Raw genomic sequence first — 19,703 nt, 5'->3', positions numbered from 1 at the left:
ATCAACGGCGGGACATTCTGGCAAAAGTTCCAGAATGCTCTCACAGAAGCACGTGCACCCTGGATTCGTTAATTAGGCTGCGGGCGGCCCTGGGCTCCTAAAGAGCACCTTGAGCGTCTGGTCTTCGGATCAGTGCTGACGCATCCCGTATCGAAAGCAGGGTAGTCCTCCCGAGTCCCAAGGGAGGAAGCCCCGTGCGTAAGCGCGGGGAGGCTTCACCAGCCAGTCGTGTGCAGTGGTGGCGAGCGCCAGGGCCGGTATAGGGGATCAGGAGCGCAGGGGACGGATTTGGCCGTCCTCGATGGTCACAATGTGCCCTGTAGTTTTGGCAAGGAAATCGGAATCGTGGGAGACGACTATCCTGGTTGCGCCAAGCTCTGGCAAAAGGTTTGCTATGCGCCTTTTTGCTGCCTCGTCGAGGAAGGTTGTGGGCTCGTCCAAAAGCAGGGCCTTCGGGCGCATGGAGAGCACGCTTGCAAGGGCTATGAGCTTTTTCTCGCCGCCCGAGAGCTCGTGTATGGGGCGATGCGCAAAGTCTTCCATGCCGACGCATTGCAGGGCCTCCATGGCCCTTTGCCGTGCATCAAAACGGGAGAGGCCAAGGTTCAGGGGCCCGAAGGCAACGTCCTCGAGGACAGTGGAGGAAAAGAGCTGCTCGTCGGAGTTTTGCAGCACAAGGCCTATGGTGCAGCGAAGAGTGCGCCACTCATCCGCACTTTCTACCCTTTTTCCGTGAAGCAGGATCAATCCTTCCTCAGGCCTTTCAAGGCCCATGACAAGGCGAAGGAGACTTGTCTTTCCGCTGCCGTTGGGGCCAAGAAGGCCAATGGCCTCGCCATCCCGCAGGGTGAAGTGCAGGTTTTCGAAAAGCTTTGGGCGGCCTGGGTAGCCAAAGGTTACGTTTTCGAGGGTCAGAAGATCGGCCATGATGCTGTTTCCCAAACGCGGGCTGTGTCCGCGAGCAAGAGGGCAAGAAGAACAATGAGGCAGACAAGGACAAGGACGCGATCGGCTCCCCTGGGTCTGCTTTCTTCGAGCATGTGAAAGTGTCCGGCAAAGCCCCTGAGGAGCATGGCCTCGTAGACGCGCTGAGCCCTGTCCATGCTGTTTACAAGGGTCAGGCCCAGCATGCTGGCAAGGGTTCTATAGGTGTGCATGTTGGAGCCCGGGACAAAGCCCCGCAAGGCAGCGGCCATTTTGAGCCTTTTCCACTCGTCCCCGATAACGTGTACGTAGCGGGAGGTGAGCAGGATAAGGAAGACAAGCTTTGCAGGAACGTGCAGCCTTTCCAGGGCGCAGCCAAGGCCTGCAGGCTCCATGTCCGCCATGAATGTCAGAAAGGCCAAAAGGATGGCGTTGCACTTTATGGTTACGCGCAGGGAAAGTTCCACGCCTTCATAGGTGAAACAGAAAGGACCGGGGCTCCAGAGCGCTGTGCCGGGCATGGTCCAGGGGACTGTGAGCCAGACAAAGAGCACAAAGCAATTTGCCACAAGGAGGTTTTGGCAAAGCCTGCGCAGATTTGGCGCAAGGACAAGGGCAAGGACAATGGATATGCCGAGGCCCGCAAGGCTTGTGCAAAGCCCCTGCAAAAGCGAGAGGACAAGGGCAAAGGCCATGGCAAGAAAGACCCTCACGGCAGGATCCGCGTTGCACACAAGAAAGCGCATGGATGTCCTACCTTGGCCTGTAGCGCAGACAGGTTGCAAGGCCCAAAAGGCCCAGTATCCAGCCTATGCCGCCCACAATGTCGCGCAGGTTTGGCTCGTCCTCTCGTGCCAGAGCCTTGTGTATGGGGGCAAGGCGCGCGTCCACCACCCTGGAAACCAGGGCTTCGAGCTCCGCTTCGTTCAGGCTTGTGACAGGCCTTGCTTCAGAAGAAGTCGAGGATACTTCCGGAGTAACGGCAGGGGCTTGCGCCGCAGCCTCGGGAACACCGGGGGCCTGCGACGCTTCCCTGGCTGCACTCTTTCCCGCAAGGGGCGCAAGTTCCTCTGCGTCCATCTCCCACTCGTTCTGATGACCCTCGCCTGCCACAAGGCGGATGAGAAGCCCGTGGCCGGCATCAAGAATGGGCGCTATGTCCCCGGCTTTCAGCGTGTAGCAGCCCTGCTCGTCTGTTGTTGCCTTATGCACGACACTTTGCGTCTCCCTGTCCAGGAAGAAGAGCTTTCCTTCGCGCACCCTGTTGCTCCTGCTGAAACTGCACTCGACCTGGATACTGTTCCCCTCCACATAGGCAAAGACATTTACCATGTGGGCCAGGACGTACTCGGGTGCGAAGGCAGTGAAGCAGCACAAAACCAGTGCCAAAAGGATGTGTCTCTTGATGTATCGCATCATATCTTTCCCCCAAGAGTAGCAGGCGCAGAAGGTTGCAGCAGGTTCGGCCTTGTCTTCGCGATGTAGGAGACAATGAGTGCCACCATGATGCCCTCAAGAACCATGACAGGCAGATGGGCGAGAAGCAGGATCTTCGCCGAGGCCCAAAAGCCCTCGTCCGTGAGCGCCAGGGCAAGGGCTGTGAAAAGTGCCGCTCCGGCAACCGAGAGTGCTCCGCACAGAAAGGATCCCGCAAGGCGCATGGTGCGGCCCCTGCAAAGCCAGGAGCGGAAGAGGTAGTGGCACAGCACTGCAGGAAAGGCCATGTCGAAGACGTTCACGCCAAGGCTTGCAATGCCTCCGTAGCGAAAGAGTATGGCCTGCAGGAGAAGCGCTACCAGAAGAGCCGGAAAGACAGCCCAGCCCAGGAAAAGGCCGAGAAGGCCGTTCAGGATGAGGTGGACATTGCCGGGCCCTAGGGGGACATGGATGAGGGAGGCCACAAAGAAGACTGCCGCAAGCACGGCAGTAGTGACAAGGCGGCCATAGTCCGCCTTGCGCAGGCCGACAAGGGTTCCAAGAGCGGTCAGGGCGTAGCCTGCGCCAAGGATGGCTGGCGAAAGAACACCTTCGGAAATGTGCATGGCTTGTACCTTTTGGGGAGGCGCCCCCTTGTTCTACTTCTTTGCGGGGTTCACGAATTCCATCCAGAGGACTGCGCCAAGTTCCACATCCTTGGCCTCACCCTTGTAGTCCATCTTCTGATCCGAGGTCGAGAGGGCCGCAAAGCCCCACCAGCCGGCAAAGGGCACCCCGTAGACAAAGACACCGTTTGCGTCCGCCTTCACCACCTGGGTCACAAGATGAGCGTTGGGAGCAGTGTAGGCATGGTTGCGATTGTAGTACTCGACCTCGACCATGGCGCCAGCAAGGGGCTTGCCGTCACGCAAAACCTGGCCCGAGAACACGTTGCCAGCGTAGTTGCCGAAGGGGCGCGTGAGGGGGACAATTTCGGTCTTCAAGCCCAAGGGCCTGTCCCAGCCCTCCTCCTCGCCAAAGGCAGCCACAACGGTCTTCGTGTAGTGTATGATGTAGCAATCCTCGGCTGGCTCCCAGTAGGGTACAGGCTCCATCGCGAACCAATAGACGCCTGGGCGCTTTATCGTGTACTGCGCCTTCCATGCCTCGTGGTCCAGAATCTTTGCTGGCGCAAGCGACGGCACAAGATCCTGCGCCTTGCCATCGACATGGACTGTGAAGGACTTTGGCTTTGCCAGGGGCATGCCCACCATTTCCATGGGATGGGAGAAGGAGAGCTCAAGGGAAAGTGTAGCGTCCTTCTTCTCCTCTACAACCGGCGTCGAGGGGATGACCATGCCAAAATGGGCCAGGGCAGGGGACGAAAGGAAGGAGAAGGCAAAAAGCACGAGCGCTACAGCAAATATCTTGCGCATGGCAAACTCCTGGGCGTTTTGAGGGTGAAGAAGGACTTGCAAGTAACACGATTTTTCAAAGTGTAATACTTCTACGCCTTACACAGGGCAAAGTCCAGCCCAAACGGACAAATGAGTGCTTGAGGCAAGAATTGGCCATTTTCCTGCAAGGCTTGTGCGGGGCTTGCCCGAAGGTGTCATGCGTCGTACTAATGGGGTGCGGCACACGCCCCACAAGGGCAGGATGTGCCAGGCAAAAAACATCAGGGGGAGACCATGGAAGAAGCAGGCTCACAGGAATTGGCAAGGATGCTGGACAAGGCAGGAGTACCCTGCCCCGAAGACGCGCTCCCCTCTCTTCTTGAGTATGTGAACATGCTCATGCGCTGGAACGCCCGCATGAACCTTGTGGGCGCAAGGACCTGGGAGGAGGCCGTGGAGGATCTGATTGCGGACTGCCTGCGCCTCAAGGACTTTCTGGAGACCCTGCCCCTGGCAGACGATCCCGTCTCGTGGGATCCCGGGGCAGGAGCAGGCCTTCCCGGCATTCCTCTGCGCTGCGTGTGGAAAAAGGGGACCTATCACATGATAGAGGTGCGCAGCAAAAGGGCCCTCTTCCTCTCCCAGGTCCTGGGGACCATAGACCTTGCAAGGACGTGTGTGCACAACGAGGACATCAACAAATTCATGCGCGGAAAGAAGGCAGACCTTGTGGTGAGCAGGGCCTTTTTGCCCTGGGAAAAGGTGCTGGAACTTGTGGGGGGCAATCTTGCGGAGAATGGCCTTGTGGTCTTCATGAGCCGCATGGTTCCTGCAAAAGAAGAGCTTGCGGGGCTCAAAATGCCCTTCATGCTGGTTGCGGACACAAGCTACCAGAGTCCCTCCGGTACGCGTACCCTGTGGGCTGTGAAGAGGGCGTAAGGAAAACACAAACAGCGGAGAGCATACAACAAAACCGGAGCGATGGCACATGCCAGGGAGCCTTCCATGCACTACCTTTCTCTCACCTTTTGCTGCCGGCTGAACACCAAGGCCAGCTTTTCCGCCTACAAGGGGTCCATGATCCGGGGCACATTCGGAACGCACCTGAAAAAGACCTGCTGCACGACGCGTGAGCGTGATTGTGCTCAATGCATGCTAAAAAGTGTCTGCACTTATCCATCCCTCTTCATAGGCAAGCCCGCGCGCGGTGAAGGAAGATATGACTCCCTCACCCTGCCCTTCTGTTTCGAGACCTGCGACACAGGCAAGACAGAATACGAGGGAGGCGAACGCTTTGTCTTTGGAGTGAAGCTCTTTTCCTACGCGACCTCCTATGTCCCCTATTTCGCGCACGCCTTTGTCCTGGCCGGCAAACACGGCATGGGAAGAAAGTCCGATGTCTGTCCTGGCACATTCGAACTCCAGGATATTGTCTGCGACGAAACATCCATTTACGACAGGGAGCGCCAGAAGGTCATCATGCCGGCTCCCGAAAATCTTGTTCTCCCTGCCCTTGACGAGAACGCAGGGGGTACGCAGCGCGTACGCGTCCATCTCGTGACCCCCTGTCGTTTCAAGGAAGGCAACAAATTGTCCGCAGACCTTCCCTTCAGGATGCTCTTTCAACTTGTCGTACGCAGGCTGCGCTCGCTCTGGGCCCTGGACGGGGAAAGCGTGCACTATGAAAATTTCCGGGACATGATTGCTCTGGCAGAAAGCGTGCGCACTGTAGAATCCGGACTTTTCTGGAAGGACTGGACACGCTACTCCTCGCGCCAAAACACCTACATGCAGCTCGGAGGCCTGCAGGGCAGCATTGTCTACGAAGGAAGGATAGCGCCCTTTCTCCCCTTCCTCGCCATGGCCGAGAAGCTGCACCTAGGCAAGCAGTCAAGCTTCGGCCTTGGCGAAGTGCATTTCGTTCTTGACTCCGGGCTGTAACGCGATCGCGACATGCGCCAATGGCAGAAAGGCGCGCATGTCACTGCTGCATTTTTGTTCCCAGGACAAGGAGACGCGCATCTCTTCCTGAAAAACGAAAAAAAATATCCGGAACTCGGCTTTTTTTCAGACAAGGCAAAACGAGTCCACACCTGTGTGGACTGAAAAAAAGCTTGCAATCACGTACAAAAACAGGCAATTGTAGAGTAGTCTCTTTCTTTTCACGAACAGCTTCACAGACAGCAACAGGAGAGCTCGCCCATGGAAAAAACGGAATCGCTCTTTCTTCTTGTCCTGGCAAGCATCGTGCACGATGTTGGCAAATTCGCCCAGCGGGCAGGCGCTCCATCAAGCAAAGACATGGAGGATACGTATTGTCCCCAGTCTGCCCATGGAGGCACGCATAGGCACGTCCTCTACACGGACTACTTTGTGGAAAAGGAGCTTCCCCTGCCCCGGGATCTTGAAGGAAAGCGCAGCCTACTTGCCCGCATAGCGTCTGCACACCACAAGCCGGACGAGGCAAGCAGGATGGAAAAGTGTCTGCAACAGGGAGACTGGCTGGCCTCTGGACACGACCGCATTCCCGGAGACAGCGAGGGCGGGTACAAGACAGCAAGGCTCGAGTCCATCTTCGGGCGAGTGCGCCTGCGCGACGAGAAATCTGCCCAAAAGCCCGTGGAACTCCTGCGCTATGGCCTGAAACCTCTTGATGACGCGGATGACCCCATCTTTCCTGTGCCGCTCAAGGACGCGCAAAAGACCTCGTACGCCGATCTCTACGAGGCATTTTTGCAGGCTTTGCGGGCCATTCCCCTGGACATGGGGCCCTCCCACTACCTCTCCTCCCTCATGACCGTGCTCGAGCGCTTTGCCTGGTGCATCCCCTCCTCGACCTACGAGACAAGGGCGGACATAAGCCTCTACGATCACTGCTACACCACAGCTTCCATAGCCCAGGCGCTCTATCTTGGCGAAAAGCCTGTCGACAAACTGCAGGACACGGGCCTTCTCCTCTTCGGCGGCGAGCTCTCCGGCATACAGAACTACATCTTCGGCCAGGGAGAGCAGGGGGACAGGGGTGCCAGCAAGCTCCTGCGCGCCCGCTCCTTCAGCCTGCAAATGCTCACCCGCTCCATCTGGCTGACCCTCATCGAGCGCTGCAACCTCTCCTCAGTCGCCCGCATCATGGACGCTGGGGGACGCTTCATCCTCCTGCTCCCGGACACTCCAAAGGTCCGCGAGGAGGCAGACAGACTGGAGACAGAGGCTCTGAACCATGTGCTCAAGGCCTTCAACGGCATTTTGCGCGTCACCTTCGCAAGGCACGGTTTCAGGGCAAGGGACCTTGCCATCACAAGCTTCCCCGACGTCTACAGGACCCTGAACGACAAGCTTGAGCGCGCCAAGCTGCGTCCCCTCTCTCCTCTTCTTGGGGAAAGCTTTACACCTGTGCTCGGCATTGCGAGCTCGCAGTACGCCCAGTATGGCGCCTGTCCCTTCTGTGACTTGAGGCCCGCCAGGGGCGAAAGCGGAGACGAGGCTGGCTGCGACATCTGTTCTGCCCTCATTCAGCAGGTAGGGCGCAGGCTTCCCACTGCCCGCTATGCCCTTCTGACAAGGGATAACTCGGGCTTCCCCCTTTTTGGCAGGCTCAACCTTCGCCTTGAGGAGAGTGTGGACAAGAACGCAGCCAAGGCCCTGGATATCCTCTCCCTGAAGGACAGGACGGCCTTCACGGCAGCCCCTGTGGCAGGCTACGTGCCTAGGATTTCCCGGGACGATATGGCACGCTGGAAAGTGTCCGGCCAAATCGTGCAAACCGAGGACGAGCCCTGGGAAGAAGGCGCGCCCAAGACCTTTGGCATGCTGGCATCCGAGGCCAAAATCTCCGAGGAAAAGGGCTTTCGCTCCATAGCCTGCCTTGCAGCCTGCAAGGCGGATGTGGACAACCTGGGACTTTTGTTCGGCATGGGCCTTGAGCACGGGGAGGGAAACCACTTCTCCCTGTCCCGTTTCGCCATGCTCTCACGCATGATGCACCACTTCTTCTCGTCCTATCTCATCAGGGTCATGACCGAGAAGTTCCCCGACATCTACGTGGTCTTCGCAGGCGGCGACGATCTCTTCGTGCTCGGCCCCTGGAGCGACGTAATTTGTTTTGCAAGGCTCTTGCACGCGACCTTTGAGCGCTTCGGCGGTGGCAATCCAGACGTGACCATTTCCGCGGGCGTGGCTCTTGCCAAGCCCGGCGTGCCCATGCGCGTCATCAAGGATCTGGCAGAGGAAGAGCTCGAATCCTCCAAGGGACGGGGCGAGGACAAGAGGACAGACGCGCCGGCAAAAAACGCAGTGACCCTCTTTGGGGTAACCTGCCCCTGGAAGGAGTTTGAAATCCGACTCTCCCTGGGAGAATGGCTCGAGAACCTGTGCCTTGATGGCACCTTGAGCCAGGGCTTTGTGCGCAGGCTCCTCGAATACTCAAGAAAGGCCAGGGCCTTTGCGGCAGGGGACATTTCCTGCGGACTCTACAGATCCCACATGGTCTACGACATAAGCCGCAACTTCGCCCAGAAGAAGGATTTCCCGCCAGACGTGCTTGGAAAATTGCAGGCCTTAAGCCACGCCAGGGACTTTGAAAACATGGAAATCAGCGTCACATGGGCTCTGTATCGGACCCGTGCGTCAATATAGGGAGGATGTATGATCAGATACTATACGGACAAGGGCACCATTGATCCCGAGCTCGTGGACGGTCAGGCGCTCAAGGTGGCGAGGCAGCTTGTTGTCAGATACAATGACAGGATTGATCAGAGAAACAGCATCAAGAGCTCGCAGTTGCGCAAATTCTACGGCGATGTGAAAAGCCTCGAGCTCACCTGGAGCAATCAGCAAAAGTCCGATGCCGCCTTCCTGGGAATCCTGCCACAGATAAAGATGCTCAAGGCCAAGGTCGCCTACGCCAAGGGCCGCGGCGTTGTCACGCACTATTTTGCGCAATGGATAGGCGACAATGTGGATCAGATAAGCAAGCCGGACGATTTCAAGGCCTTTTTGCTGCATTTCGAGGCTGTGGTCGGTTTTTGCTACGGTGAAGGACTCAAGGATTAGGGGGAAGTTGCCATGAGACTTGTTGCGATCAAAAACATTACCGGTGTCATCCGCCTTCGTTCCGGCCTGCATATTGGTGCCAGCAAGGACAATATCGAAATCGGCGGCATGGACCAGCCCATCATCAAGGATCCCATTACCAGTGCCCCCTATATCCCCGGTTCATCGCTCAAGGGCAAGCTGCGCTCGCTGCTTGAGACTTCCGTCTTCATGAAGAATCCGGACACCAGAAAGTCCGTTGTCGATGGAAAACCCTGCGCATGCGGCAAAAGGACCTGCCCAGCGTGCACCATCTTCGGCTCTCACGCTGCGCCCAAGGATTGCGAGGATGATCTCGGCCCCTCCCGGCTGCTTGTGCGCGACGCAAGTCTCACGGACGAGTACAGAACACTCTTTGTGAACGGTCTCCTTCCCATGGAAGTCAAGACCGAAAACATCATACACCGCGTGAAGGGTGTGGCAGAGCATCCAAGGCCATTGGAGCGCGTCCCTGCTGGCACCTGCTTTACCCTGAACATGGCCTTCCGCGTCTATGAGGGGGACAGCGAGGAGCTCTTGAACTACATCTGGAAGGGACTCAAGATGATCGAGCTCGACGCCCTTGGCGGAGGCGGCTCCAGAGGCAGCGGCCAGGTAGTCTTCGAAAACCTGCAGGTGGACGGCAAGCCCGTTGATCTTGAGGGCATACGCGCATTCTAGCGGAGGTCACATGTCTCTGCATCGCTACATTGTAAAACCCGAATCCGCCTGGGGCACGCCTTTGCGCAGCGACACGCTGGCAGGCCTTCTGCTCTACAGGCTGGCCGAGGACGAGGGGGAAGACGCCCTGCGGGCGGAAATTTCCGCCTTCATGGATGGCAGGCCGCCCTTTGTCCTTTCCTCCGCCATGCCGAAGGACACGGTCTTTGCCCCGAAGCTCCCGCCCCTTCCCCGCAAGCGCTTTGCAGATCTTCTGGAAAAGGGAGCATTTGTCGGGGAAAAAGGCAAACTGTTCTCCGCCTTCGAGGCCCTGAGCCTCTTCAAGAAGTACCGCAAAAAGCGCTTTTTGCCCCTGTCCGTCTGGCAAAGGCATTGCAAAAGCCTCTCTGTTGCGGACCTCTTTGCGGAGTTTTGCAAAAATCCCGGGCTCTGGGAGACGCCAGTTGCCAAAAGACAGCAGGAAATGCATGTTACCATTTCCCGCAACTCCAGTGCTGCCCTCGATGGAGGCCTCTTTGTCTCCCACGCCTATTGGCCTGCCGAAGGCATGCTGTACCACCTCTACGCACAGACAGAGGACAGTCCCGCGCTGCTTGAGCGCCTGCGCCGCATAGGCCAGATTGGCTTTGGCAGGGACGCGAGCACAGGCAAGGGCGGCTTTTCCATAGAGGAAGATGCGGGCTTTGCTCCTCAGACAGAAGCTTTGCCCCACTGCCTTCTTGTCTCCATACTCTCCGCCCCGGACATGCGCGATCTTGACGGCTGGTACGCGGTGGAGGTGAAGAGCGGCAAGGCAGGACAGGGCATAAGCCGCGGCAATCCCTACAAAAGTCCGTTTTTATGTGTTCAGGAGGGTGCCGTGCTCACAGGTTTGCCGAAAGGTCCCTTTGTCCTGAAGGGGCTCAACGCCAACCCGGACATAGTGCAGATAACCCAGCCCCTGACGCTGCCCTGCAGGCTGGCCGAGGAAAATATTGAGGAGGTGAGCAATGCCTGACAAGATGCCCCGCAGCTGGCAGGAAAAGGGCTTTGTTCCCTTCTGGATTGAGGTGCTCACTCCTGTCTACATAGGCTCCAATGATGAGCTCTCCCCTCTTGATTACGTCATCCGCAAGATAGGCAACCAAAACTGGCTTTGCTGCATCGATCTGCAGGGCTGGCTCATGCAAAACGCCGATGACGCATCCGTGCAAAAGACCATAGCCAGTGGAGATGTCGCGCAGATACGCAGCATGTTGAACGAGAAGGTGGATCCGAACCTGTTCGGAATCAACTTCAGATCCATTGACGACACTCTGGCCCGGGAACTTTCGCAGGCCTATGGCGGAACTCCAGGAAACAGCAGAACCAGGGACAGCAAAAGCCAGAAGGACAAGAAGGGAGAAGTGGCTCTTGCACTGCGCAATCCCGCGAATGACTGCCCCTATATCCCTGGATCGTCCCTCAAGGGTGCCATCAGCACGCCCCTCATCAACTTCCTGGATCTGGAACGGAAAAGGCGTGGCAAACCACTGCTGCGCGACGTCATGGCTCAGGACAGGCGAGGGAATATCAACACGGCCCTGACCGATATGTTTGGTCCCATCAATGAGCACGCCATGCAGGCTTTAAAGCTCTCCGACTGCATGACTCTGAATTCTGCCTGCGCCATTGTCCGCGCAGTGGAACAAAGCCGCAACAAGGAGAAAAAGGGGACGCCCAAGACACCCTGCGAAGCCATCATGCCCAGCAGCGGTCCCTTGTGGGGACGCATGATGCTGGACAGCTCCGGAAAAACGCCTGCCATCACCCTGCCCGGTGGGCGTACGATAGAACCTTTGGCTCTGATGAAGCTTTGCAACGGCTTCTATCTGGAGCGTTTCCGGAAGGACATGGACAAATTCTATCAGCTGCCCCACTTTGCTGCCACGCGTGAGGCATTGAAAAAGGTGGCTGACACAGTGGAAAACCTGGACGCCAACACCATGCTGTTGCGCATAGGGCACTACTCCCATGTGGAGTGCGTCACCGTGGACAGCAACAGGCCCTTTACCAGCAAGGGCAAGGACGGAAAGCCCAAGCCCTATGGAACAACACGAACGCTTGCCAACGGAGTTTTGCCCTTTGGATGGGTACTCCTACACTTCTGTAGTGTGGAGGAGTACACCAAGGGAATAGCCAGAACCGAAGAGGCATTAGCTCGCGAAGCCCAGTCCAGAAGTGAGCGCCTGCTTGCACTGCGCAACAAGGCCATGGAAGCAGCTCAAAAGGCAGCGGAGAAACAGACCGAACTCGCAAAAGCTCGGGAAGCAGCTGAACAAAAGGCTAGGGAGGAAGAAGAGAGGAAGGCAGAACTTGCAAGTCGCATGGCCGAGCTTTCACCCGAAGAAGCAAGGCTCTTGCAACTTCAGGAAAGCCAGGATGAGGCTCTTTCCATGCAGCTCTACACAGAAATGCAGGGATGGCAGCCTGACATGAAGGCAAAGGCAGCTGAGGCCCTCAAAAATTGCTGGTCTCATCTTGGCAAATGGGATGGCAAGCAATCCAAGAAGCAGCAGGAGAAGATCAAGCAGGTCAAGGCCCTGCTCCCAGGATGACAGATGCGCGAACCTTTTCGCGAAAAATCTCGTTTTTGTGATCATCTGTGATTTCAATAGGTTGCAAATTTAAACTCGAAAAGGTTCGCGCAAGGGAAAATTGCTATGAATACAACAAGTTACAATTTTGAAGATCAATTGTTCCACTGGACTGGAATGAGTTGGCAGGAGGTTCGCGAAAACAAGCTACTAACTTCAGAGTATCTTTTGCAAATTTGACTGTAGACTTTGTATTGACCTGAATCTCATAGGGATTACGACTTCTGGGGGTCGATGCGGGCGATCTCTTGCCCGTACTGATTGACACTTTGTATTGACCTGAATCTCATAGGGATTACGACAGTAAATCAGTATTGCTACATTGTGCCATAAGGATTTCAACCTTTGTATTGACCTGAATCTCATAGGGATTACGACTTCCTTTTCAAGACGGATTGTAAGAAGTTCCGTCTTGTGCGACTTTGTATTGACCTGAATCTCATAGGGATTACGACGTGTGCGTTGCGCGGGCGCTTAACGACAAGGATCGACTGGTCCCTTTGTATTGACCTGAATCTCATAGGGATTACGACTCATGTCTAGTTCTCCTCTGCTATTTCATCAAGCAGCTCTGTCTTTGTATTGACCTGAATCTCATAGGGATTACGACACAGATCCCAACCTGTACACTTTGCAGCGGGGCAAGGAATAAGCTTTGTATTGACCTGAATCTCATAGGGATTACGACACAGCGTTTCCGGAGGTTGTGACTACAACGGCAATACAGAACTTTGTATTGACCTGAATCTCATAGGGATTACGACATATCTGGACCACGAGGTCGGGCATGTAAAGTTCACCGACTCTTTGTATTGACCTGAATCTCATAGGGATTACGACCAAGTTCCCTTTGTGCTATCAATTGTGTAACGACTAGATCCCCTTTGTATTGACCTGAATCTCATAGGGATTACGACATGTACGTCCACACAGTGAACGTACCAACAAACTTCTTTGCACCTTTGTATTGACCTGAATCTCATAGGGATTACGACGGGCCACACGGTGCATAGGCATGCCGTGTATTCGTTCTTTGTATTGACCTAAATCTCATAGGGATTACGACATTGGATGCATTGATTGCCCTCCTCAAGTTCATGGCAAAAGTTTCTTTGTATTGACCTGAATCTCATAGGGATTACGACTTCAATGGACTTCACGCCGTCCTTTGTGCGGACGGTCTTCTTGGCTTTGTATTGACCTGAATCTCATAGGGATTACGACAAGCGGTCTTTGTCATGGTATTGGTCCTTTTGGGAGTCCTCCTTTGTATTGACCTGAATCTCATAGGGATTACGACCGTTTTCAGTTTCAACAGTCAGAACTTCAAGGTCGGAAAAGTTACTTTGTATTGACCTGAATCTCATAGGGATTACGACCTTAATGTTCGGAGTGAACGAAAATTCTATAGTCTTTCTTTGTATTGACCTGAATCTCATAGGGATTACGACCGGACCACATTCTGAGGTCCTTTTGAGACACGGCGCGGCGGATTCTTTGTATTGACCTGAATCTCATAGGGATTACGACGCAAAGCTCCACAATGTGATCCCGTCCATGGTTTCAGCTTTGTATTGACCTGAATCTCATAGGGATTACGACTGTTTCCGTCTACAGTCTTGACAGAAACCTTAAAGAAGGACTTCTTTGTATTGACCTGAATCTCATAGGGATTACGACGTGCTTTGGGTGCTGTCTCCATGCAAAAGGTTGGGAGCCTTTGTATTGACCTGAATCTCATAGGGATTACGACCAAGTAGAGGCGACTGCACAGACACGATCCAGCCAAGTTCTTTGTATTGACCTGAATCTCATAGGGATTACGACTGCCTTCACATGGGAAGATCTGCCTTGACGGTATCGGCACCTTTGTATTGACCTGAATCTCATAGGGATTACGACGCCAGACGGCTGGCATGGGTTACGGGAAACTCGGCAAGCTCTTTGTATTGACCTGAATCTCATAGGGATTACGACTCGTTAATTCTTTCGTCCATAGTTTCCTCCTTATAGTGGGTTGCTTTGTATTGACCTGAATCTCATAGGGATTACGACCCATCTCGGCACCGCACTCCGGACAGAATCCTGTGAACTCCTTTGTATTGACCTGAATCTCATAGGGATTACGACCTGGTAGCCCTCACGAAGAAGTTCACTGATGTCGCTTGTCACTTTGTATTGACCTGAATCTCATAGGGATTACGACACTTCAATCCAATTAGGATCGGGGGTGTTCCGCCAATTGATGCTTTGTATTGACCTGAATCTCATAGGGATTACGACCAGACAGACCGGAGTCGGCAAGCTGATCCAGAATCCGCTTCTTGCTTTGTATTGACCTGAATCTCATAGGGATTACGACTCTCTTCGCTTTCGAGCATAATCTTCATCTGTGCCATGGTCTTTGTATTGACCTGAATCTCATAGGGATTACGACCTTCTTGCCAATTTCTCCACAAGAAGAGATACGGGAATAGAACCTTTGTATTGACCTGAATCTCATAGGGATTACGACCCCTGCCCCCCTATGGGGCATTTTAACAAATTTTACAGTTCCTTTTTACTTTGTATTGACCTGAATCTCATAGGGATTACGACAGGACTTGTGCCTTGACGTCCTTGCCCAACTTGTCCAATTCTTTGTATTGACCTGAATCTCATAGGGATTACGACGGCCTTGATAGGTGTGTTGAAGAGAACGTGGCCGTAGTCCGCCTTTGTATTGACCTGAATCTCATAGGGATTACGACGCTGCACAATCTGCGGCGCATAGGCTCCGTCGCCAAGATAGCGACTTTGTATTGATCTGAATCTCATAGGGATTACGACTACAGCACATGACCAATCTCATGGTCCAGGTATCCACGCAGCTTTGAATTGACCTGAAACTCATAGGGATTACGACCGGCTCCAGAGGCTGGCACGCTCCTCATCGTCTCCACGCTCACGCTTTGAATTGACCTGAAACTCATAGGGATTACGACATGTACCGTATGGCCTTGCCCACGGTGCCGTCCTTCTTCACACTTTGAATTGACCTGAAACTCATAGGGATTACGACCATGCTTCATAGCGCAGATTGATCACCTCAAAGAGCATCAGCTTTGAATTGACCTAAAACAATTGGGATTACGACGCTAGGAACTCGGCAGGACCTTCGGTGTGTATGCCGTCCTTTGAATTGACCTGAATCTCATAGGGATTACGACAAAATAGAAATATCAAGAGCTAAAAGTATGTATATTACACAAACTAGCATATCTAGTATGCTTTATATTTACCTGAATTTCAAATGTATTACACAAAATAGTCTTTTAACTTAAAAATTACAGAGAGAAATCCATGGTAGTATATATCACGTCACAAGGCGCTAGAATAGAAAAAGAAGGACGCCGTCTGATTGTTCACGGCAAGGATTTCAAACAAACACTCTTTGCAAGTCATCTTGAGCAGATTGTCCTATTCGGCAACGTCTCCATCACGGCACCAGCCATGCACGTTCTTTTCTGGAAGGATATAGACACAGTATTTCTCCGAAAGGACGGCAGTTATGTTGGCAGGCTTGCCATGCAGGAGCCGGCCAATGCGACATTGCGCAAAAGGCAGTTTGCACTTTGCGATGATCTGGACTTCCGCCTCAGGCTTGGACGCAGCGTTGTTCTCGCCAAGATTCTCAACCAGGCCACTGTTCTTGCGCGCATCAAGAGAGCCAGAAACAAGCCTCAGGCACTTGTGGCCGCAAACAATATTCGCGAGCTTGCCCGCGGCCTTGAGCGCGCCACCACCTGTGACGCCCTGCGCGGTATCGAAGGCAAGGCTGCTGCCATCTACTTCCCTCACCTGCAACTGGGCTTCACCAAGGACTGGGGCTTCAGGAAAAGGGTGCGCAGGCCCCCGACAGATCCGGTCAACTGCGTTCTCTCCTTCCTCTACACGCTTTTGACCAATCGCTGCCACGCTGCCATACGCCGGGCAGGCCTTGATCCTCAGCCTGGCATATTGCATGACCTGTCCTACGGCAGGGCGAGCCTGCCCCTGGATCTGGTCGAGGAGTTCCGAGCCCTGCTCGCGGACACCCTGACACTGTCCCTTTTCAACATGAGCATGCTCCACAAGGACGACTTCGAGTCCCCCAAGCCTGTGCAGCCGGAACCTGTGCTGACCGAAGAGGACCGCAAGAACGAAAACCTCAAAAAGGTTCTGTCCGATCCCGTGGGTGCCATATCGGAGTCTGGTTCGACGCAATCGGTCGCGGAAGAGGATTGTGGAGATCCGGAGGGAGAAAACGAGCTTCCCCAGGAGCCATCCAGGGCCATCCTGCTCACGAAGAATGCCATAAAGACCGTCATTTCTGCCTTCTCGCAGAAAATGGAGACCACTTTCCACCATCCCCATGCAAACAGGGAAATGACCTACGGCGAGGCCATTGTCTATCAGGCACGGCAACTCAGGCGGGTCATTGATGGTTCTGCGGAAAGCTATGCTCCCCTGACCTTAAGGTGACACCATGCACACCGTCATCGCCTACGACATCAGCGACAACGAAAACCGTCTCAAGATCTTTCGTATCCTGAGTGAACTTGGGTTCAACAGCCAGAGATCGGTTTTCGAGTGCGAGCTTCAGTCCGACGAAATCCTCCGCCTTGTCTCAAGGCTCACCTCGTACATCGATCCCGAGAGCGACTCCCTGCTTGTCTATCCCCTCTGCCGCAGATGCGCAGGCGGAGTCGTTGTCCTCGGACAGGGTATTTCGCTTGTGCAGACGGACTGGCAGGTGATCTGAGATGCGGCAAACCTATCTCATTGTCTACGATATCAGGGATCCTGTACGCCTGCGCAGGCTTGCAAAGATTGCCGAAGACTACGGCTTGCGCATGCAAAAGTCGGTCTTTCAGGCAGAGCTTGAAGACGCGGAACTCTGGCAGATGAAGCGCAGGATGCTCGGCATCATCGATCCCGAGGAGGATGGCATCAAGATTTTTCGCCTGTGCGAGGCCTGCGAGGCAAAGCGCACGGGCGCAGGCATTGGAAAGCCGGAACTTCCGGACAGGGCCTGGCACGTCTTCTGAAACCCAAAACCTTGCCACCATCCTGTCCGAAAAGTAGTATTATCCCCATCTGCAACCATATCACCAAAGGGGGATGCCAATGTCGTTTGAAGGATACGATACCCAGATTTGCCTTGTTTCCGAACAGACCCTGCCAAACTATCTCGGCGTCTGCTTCTCCGCTCCCATGCCGCGCACGGTACATCTTGTGGTAACGGAACGCATGAAGGAAAAGGCCGACATTCTGGAGCAGGCTCTGAAACGCAAGGGTTGCAAGGTAGAACAGCACTCCATTCCCACAGCTGGGCACAACGAAGTCTTCAACTGCCTGTGCGCCATAGGCGAGAGCATACAGGGGCCTGTAGCCATCAACGTGACAGGTGGCACCAAGGTCATGGCCCTCATGGCGGTCGAATGGGCCAACATGAGCGAACTTGAAACATTCATCTTCTATGTGGACACCCAGCAGGGCCAGATCCTGCACCTTGCCGGAGACATGGAAAGCTACCCCCTCTCCTGCAATTTTTCCATTGCAGAGATCCTCTTTGCAGGTTCCGGGCACACCATTGCCAGCAGGGACAAGGAGGCTGTGACCCAGGAAAGACACGCTCTTCTGAAAAAACTGCTTGGGCTCTTCCTGAACAATCAGACTGCCCTGAAACTCTTCAATAAAACGGCAACGGATGCCAAGGGTTCATACAATCTTTGTGTTCCATGGCCTGATCGTACATCGTCGGCCTTTGAGGCAGCCATGCGTATCGCAAATGAGCTGGGCAAGGTTACCTGCGACATCCCTGTAAACATCACCTATGCCTCCGAAGAAGCCCGCCAGTGGTGCAACGGCGGCTGGCTCGAAGAGTACGTCAAATATGTCCTTGTCGGAATGCGGGGCAAAAAGCTTATTGACGACTATGCAGCCAACATCACGCTGGAGTACCGCAGCCATGTCAAGGGCGCACAGAAGGACGCTGTCGAAAACGAGATCGATGCAGCCTTCAGCAGGAACAGCGTGCTCTATCTCATAGAGTGCAAGACCAGCGATCTGACCAAAAAGGGCAAGGCCACGACCATGGCAGCCGATGCCATCTACAAGCTGGACAGCCTCAAGAAAAGCCTGGGAGGCTCCTTTGGCAGGGGCATGGTCGTCTCTGTCTTCGAGCCCAGGGAAGAGGACAAGAAACGCGCCGAGGAACTGAGGCTCAGGCTTGTTTTCGGCGCACGCCTCCTGGGTCTGGAAAAGGAAATCTGTCAATGGATAGCCAACTGAGCACAAATACTCAGCCTCTTTTTGTCTGCACAGTGGGGGGAAGCCCTGCTCCAATCATCTATTCCCTGACGCAGCACGCCCCAAAATTCGCGCTCTTTCTTTGCTCCGCCTCATCCGCCACGGCAGTCGAGGAACAGATACTGCCTGCCCTCCCGGAAGAGATTGCAAACGCTCTTGTCCACGCAACACACACCTTGCGTGACGAGCAGGATCTTTTGGCCTGTGTCCGCGACATGCGCGCGGCTGTAAACTCGGCAAAAGAAGCCTTTGGCCTTGGCAGCGCACCCCTTCTGGCGGACTTCACAGGCGGCACCAAGGTCATGTCTGCCGCCCTTGTGCTGGCGCTTGCGGAGTATGACGTCCACTTCACCTATATAGGCGGGGGGCAGCGCAGCAAAAACGGTCTGGGAACAGTGATCGAAGGGACAGAAAAGGTCATGCGCCTTGCCAATCCCTGGGAGGTTCTTGGCTTTTCCCCCATTCGACAGCTTGTGGACGCCTTCAATTTCCGCGACTTTGCCAAGGCGACCCGTCTTGCCGAAGAACTGGCCCAACGAAGAGAGAGAGCCGAACTTTTTCGTGCCCTGGCTCGCCTGAGCGAGGCTTACGCCCTGTGGGACGGCTTCGACTACCCCCAGGCGCACAGGGTTTTGCCAATGGCCCTGGATGCTTTGGAAGCATTGAGCGCTCAGAGCCTCTGCCCTGCCCTCCCCCCGCTTCTTGCCCTTGTCAGAAAGAATTGCACGGAGCTTTGCGCGGCTTCCGACGAGCTTGCGACCTTCGAGGAAAACAAATCCCCCTGCCCGGTCGCCTTGCGCGACCTTGCGGCCAACGCCCTGCGCAGAGAGGAGCAGGGGCGCTTCGACGACGCTTCTGCCCGCTACTACAGCCTGCTTGAAAAGGGAGCCAAGATAGAGCTTGCCAGCCGATTTGGCATAGACACAAGTGATGTGCAATCATCTCTCCTCCCCGCTTCCTTTCTCAAGGAAACGACGCTTGTCCCGAGCCACGACGGAAGGCTCCAGCTCCCCCTCTTCAAGGCCTATCTTCTGCTGGCATGTCTGAACAATCCTTTGGGCCTTGCCTTCATGCAACATAAAGATCGGCTGGAACAGGTCTTGCGGATACGCAACTCATCCCTTCTTGCCCACGGCTTTGCGCCTGTCGACGCAGCCACCTGCGAGGAGCTGCGCTCCCTGGTCTTCACCTTCCTTGACATCGACCGGGAGTCCCTGCCAGTCTTTCCCTCGCTCGACACGACCCTGTTCGGCTAATCCTCAGAACA

18 protein-coding genes and 1 CRISPR repeat array are annotated in these 19,703 nt (G+C 54.8%); of the genes, 13 read left to right on the top strand and 5 right to left on the bottom strand.

Annotated features, from left to right (window positions below):
- Positions 1-267 precede the first annotated feature (267 nt).
- From B5F76_RS05530 to B5F76_RS05510, 5 genes are read right to left on the bottom strand one after another with little or no spacing between them, the layout of a single operon-like run.
- Positions 268-927 carry an energy-coupling factor ABC transporter ATP-binding protein gene (locus B5F76_RS05530; RefSeq protein ID WP_087352122.1) on the bottom strand — a complete coding sequence of 220 codons (660 nt, stop codon included), beginning with the start codon at positions 925-927 and terminating at the stop codon, positions 268-270.
- On the bottom strand, positions 912-1,670 hold the full coding sequence (gene cbiQ, locus B5F76_RS05525) for a cobalt ECF transporter T component CbiQ (RefSeq protein ID WP_087352120.1): 759 nt from the start codon (positions 1,668-1,670) through the stop codon (positions 912-914). Before cbiQ ends, B5F76_RS05530 begins: the two co-directional genes overlap by 16 nt.
- Before the next feature lie 7 nt (positions 1,671-1,677).
- Entirely contained in the window at positions 1,678-2,343 is a 666-nt protein-coding gene (locus B5F76_RS05520; protein ID WP_087352118.1) for a hypothetical protein, read from the bottom strand.
- Complete coding sequence (cbiM, locus tag B5F76_RS05515) at positions 2,340-2,966, bottom strand: cobalt transporter CbiM (RefSeq protein ID WP_087352116.1); 627 nt, start codon at positions 2,964-2,966, stop codon at positions 2,340-2,342. The genes B5F76_RS05520 and cbiM overlap by 4 nt, the downstream gene beginning before the upstream one ends.
- 33 nt (positions 2,967-2,999) lie before the next feature.
- Positions 3,000-3,776 (bottom strand): DUF4198 domain-containing protein, encoded by a 777-nt coding sequence (locus B5F76_RS05510; RefSeq protein ID WP_087352114.1) that lies wholly within the window; start codon positions 3,774-3,776, stop codon positions 3,000-3,002.
- Between the two features lie 255 nt (positions 3,777-4,031).
- On the opposite strand from B5F76_RS05510, the gene B5F76_RS05505 reads away from it, so the two are divergent.
- From B5F76_RS05505 to B5F76_RS05450, 13 genes are all read left to right on the top strand, one after another.
- On the top strand, positions 4,032-4,676 hold the full coding sequence (locus B5F76_RS05505; RefSeq protein ID WP_087352112.1) for a 16S rRNA (guanine(527)-N(7))-methyltransferase RsmG: 645 nt from the start codon (positions 4,032-4,034) through the stop codon (positions 4,674-4,676).
- Between the two features lie 66 nt (positions 4,677-4,742).
- A complete protein-coding gene (gene cas6 / locus B5F76_RS05500; protein ID WP_162608700.1) occupies positions 4,743-5,678 on the top strand; it encodes a CRISPR system precrRNA processing endoribonuclease RAMP protein Cas6 in 936 nt (311 codons plus the stop codon).
- A gap of 12 nt (positions 5,679-5,690) precedes the next feature.
- Positions 5,691-5,843 carry a hypothetical protein gene (locus B5F76_RS14780; protein WP_162608699.1) on the top strand — a complete coding sequence of 51 codons (153 nt, stop codon included), beginning with the start codon at positions 5,691-5,693 and terminating at the stop codon, positions 5,841-5,843.
- A 96-nt stretch (positions 5,844-5,939) separates the two neighbouring features.
- Complete coding sequence (cas10, locus tag B5F76_RS05495) at positions 5,940-8,372, top strand: type III-A CRISPR-associated protein Cas10/Csm1 (RefSeq protein ID WP_087352104.1); 2,433 nt, start codon at positions 5,940-5,942, stop codon at positions 8,370-8,372.
- Between the two features lie 9 nt (positions 8,373-8,381).
- On the top strand, positions 8,382-8,789 hold the full coding sequence (csm2, locus tag B5F76_RS05490) for a type III-A CRISPR-associated protein Csm2 (protein WP_087352102.1): 408 nt from the start codon (positions 8,382-8,384) through the stop codon (positions 8,787-8,789).
- 12 nt (positions 8,790-8,801) lie between these two features.
- Positions 8,802-9,488 (top strand): type III-A CRISPR-associated RAMP protein Csm3, encoded by a 687-nt coding sequence (csm3, locus tag B5F76_RS05485; protein ID WP_087352100.1) that lies wholly within the window; start codon positions 8,802-8,804, stop codon positions 9,486-9,488.
- Between the two features lie 10 nt (positions 9,489-9,498).
- Positions 9,499-10,485: a type III-A CRISPR-associated RAMP protein Csm4 gene (csm4, locus tag B5F76_RS05480; protein WP_087352097.1), complete on the top strand. Its 987-nt coding sequence runs from the start codon at positions 9,499-9,501 to the stop codon at positions 10,483-10,485.
- The gene (locus tag B5F76_RS05475; protein ID WP_087352095.1) at positions 10,478-12,064 is read left to right on the top strand and encodes an RAMP superfamily CRISPR-associated protein; all 1,587 of its coding nucleotides are present in this window, start codon (positions 10,478-10,480) and stop codon (positions 12,062-12,064) included. The genes csm4 and B5F76_RS05475 overlap by 8 nt, the downstream gene beginning before the upstream one ends.
- A gap of 226 nt (positions 12,065-12,290) precedes the next feature.
- Positions 12,291-15,164: a CRISPR direct-repeat array (repeat unit 35 nt; unit sequence CTTTGTATTGACCTGAATCTCATAGGGATTACGAC).
- Between the two features lie 281 nt (positions 15,165-15,445).
- Positions 15,446-16,606 (top strand): CRISPR-associated endonuclease Cas1, encoded by a 1,161-nt coding sequence (cas1, locus tag B5F76_RS05470; protein ID WP_087352093.1) that lies wholly within the window; start codon positions 15,446-15,448, stop codon positions 16,604-16,606.
- Positions 16,607-16,610: 4 nt separating this feature from the next.
- Positions 16,611-16,886, top strand: a complete 276-nt coding sequence (cas2, locus tag B5F76_RS05465; RefSeq protein WP_087352092.1) for a CRISPR-associated endonuclease Cas2 — start codon at positions 16,611-16,613, stop codon at positions 16,884-16,886.
- A gap of 1 nt (position 16,887) precedes the next feature.
- Entirely contained in the window at positions 16,888-17,172 is a 285-nt protein-coding gene (cas2, locus tag B5F76_RS05460) for a CRISPR-associated endonuclease Cas2 (protein WP_087352090.1), read from the top strand.
- Positions 17,173-17,251: 79 nt separating this feature from the next.
- Positions 17,252-18,418: a Card1-like endonuclease domain-containing protein gene (locus B5F76_RS05455; protein WP_162608698.1), complete on the top strand. Its 1,167-nt coding sequence runs from the start codon at positions 17,252-17,254 to the stop codon at positions 18,416-18,418.
- A complete protein-coding gene (locus tag B5F76_RS05450) occupies positions 18,403-19,692 on the top strand; it encodes a TIGR02710 family CRISPR-associated CARF protein (protein ID WP_087352086.1) in 1,290 nt (429 codons plus the stop codon). The genes B5F76_RS05455 and B5F76_RS05450 overlap by 16 nt, the downstream gene beginning before the upstream one ends.
- Positions 19,693-19,703: the final 11 nt, after the last annotated feature.

Origin of the sequence: Desulfovibrio sp. An276 (assembly GCF_002159665.1) — a bacterium.
Lineage (GTDB): Bacteria > Desulfobacterota > Desulfovibrionia > Desulfovibrionales > Desulfovibrionaceae > Desulfovibrio > Desulfovibrio faecigallinarum.
Note: the sequence above shows the minus strand (reverse complement) of the source record. Positions and strands in the feature narration are given on the sequence as shown.

Bases quoted from the DNA above. Each gene is read 5' to 3' on its own strand.
- B5F76_RS05475 (WP_087352095.1), top strand. From the start codon at position 10,478: ATGCCTGACAAGATGCCCCGCAGCTGGCAGGAAAAGGGCTTTGTTCCC.
- cbiQ (WP_087352120.1), bottom strand. From the start codon at position 1,670: ATGCGCTTTCTTGTGTGCAACGCGGATCCTGCCGTGAGGGTCTTTCTT.
- B5F76_RS05455 (WP_162608698.1), top strand. From the start codon at position 17,252: ATGTCGTTTGAAGGATACGATACCCAGATTTGCCTTGTTTCCGAACAG.
- cas2 (WP_087352090.1), top strand. From the start codon at position 16,888: ATGCGGCAAACCTATCTCATTGTCTACGATATCAGGGATCCTGTACGC.
- B5F76_RS14780 (WP_162608699.1), top strand. From the start codon at position 5,691: ATGCGCCAATGGCAGAAAGGCGCGCATGTCACTGCTGCATTTTTGTTC.
- B5F76_RS05450 (WP_087352086.1), top strand. From the start codon at position 18,403: ATGGATAGCCAACTGAGCACAAATACTCAGCCTCTTTTTGTCTGCACA.
- B5F76_RS05520 (WP_087352118.1), bottom strand. From the start codon at position 2,343: ATGATGCGATACATCAAGAGACACATCCTTTTGGCACTGGTTTTGTGC.
- cas10 (WP_087352104.1), top strand. From the start codon at position 5,940: ATGGAAAAAACGGAATCGCTCTTTCTTCTTGTCCTGGCAAGCATCGTG.
- csm4 (WP_087352097.1), top strand. From the start codon at position 9,499: ATGTCTCTGCATCGCTACATTGTAAAACCCGAATCCGCCTGGGGCACG.
- cas2 (WP_087352092.1), top strand. From the start codon at position 16,611: ATGCACACCGTCATCGCCTACGACATCAGCGACAACGAAAACCGTCTC.
- B5F76_RS05505 (WP_087352112.1), top strand. From the start codon at position 4,032: ATGGAAGAAGCAGGCTCACAGGAATTGGCAAGGATGCTGGACAAGGCA.
- csm3 (WP_087352100.1), top strand. From the start codon at position 8,802: ATGAGACTTGTTGCGATCAAAAACATTACCGGTGTCATCCGCCTTCGT.
- cas6 (WP_162608700.1), top strand. From the start codon at position 4,743: ATGCACTACCTTTCTCTCACCTTTTGCTGCCGGCTGAACACCAAGGCC.
- cas1 (WP_087352093.1), top strand. From the start codon at position 15,446: ATGGTAGTATATATCACGTCACAAGGCGCTAGAATAGAAAAAGAAGGA.
- cbiM (WP_087352116.1), bottom strand. From the start codon at position 2,966: ATGCACATTTCCGAAGGTGTTCTTTCGCCAGCCATCCTTGGCGCAGGC.
- csm2 (WP_087352102.1), top strand. From the start codon at position 8,382: ATGATCAGATACTATACGGACAAGGGCACCATTGATCCCGAGCTCGTG.
- B5F76_RS05530 (WP_087352122.1), bottom strand. From the start codon at position 927: ATGGCCGATCTTCTGACCCTCGAAAACGTAACCTTTGGCTACCCAGGC.
- B5F76_RS05510 (WP_087352114.1), bottom strand. From the start codon at position 3,776: ATGCGCAAGATATTTGCTGTAGCGCTCGTGCTTTTTGCCTTCTCCTTC.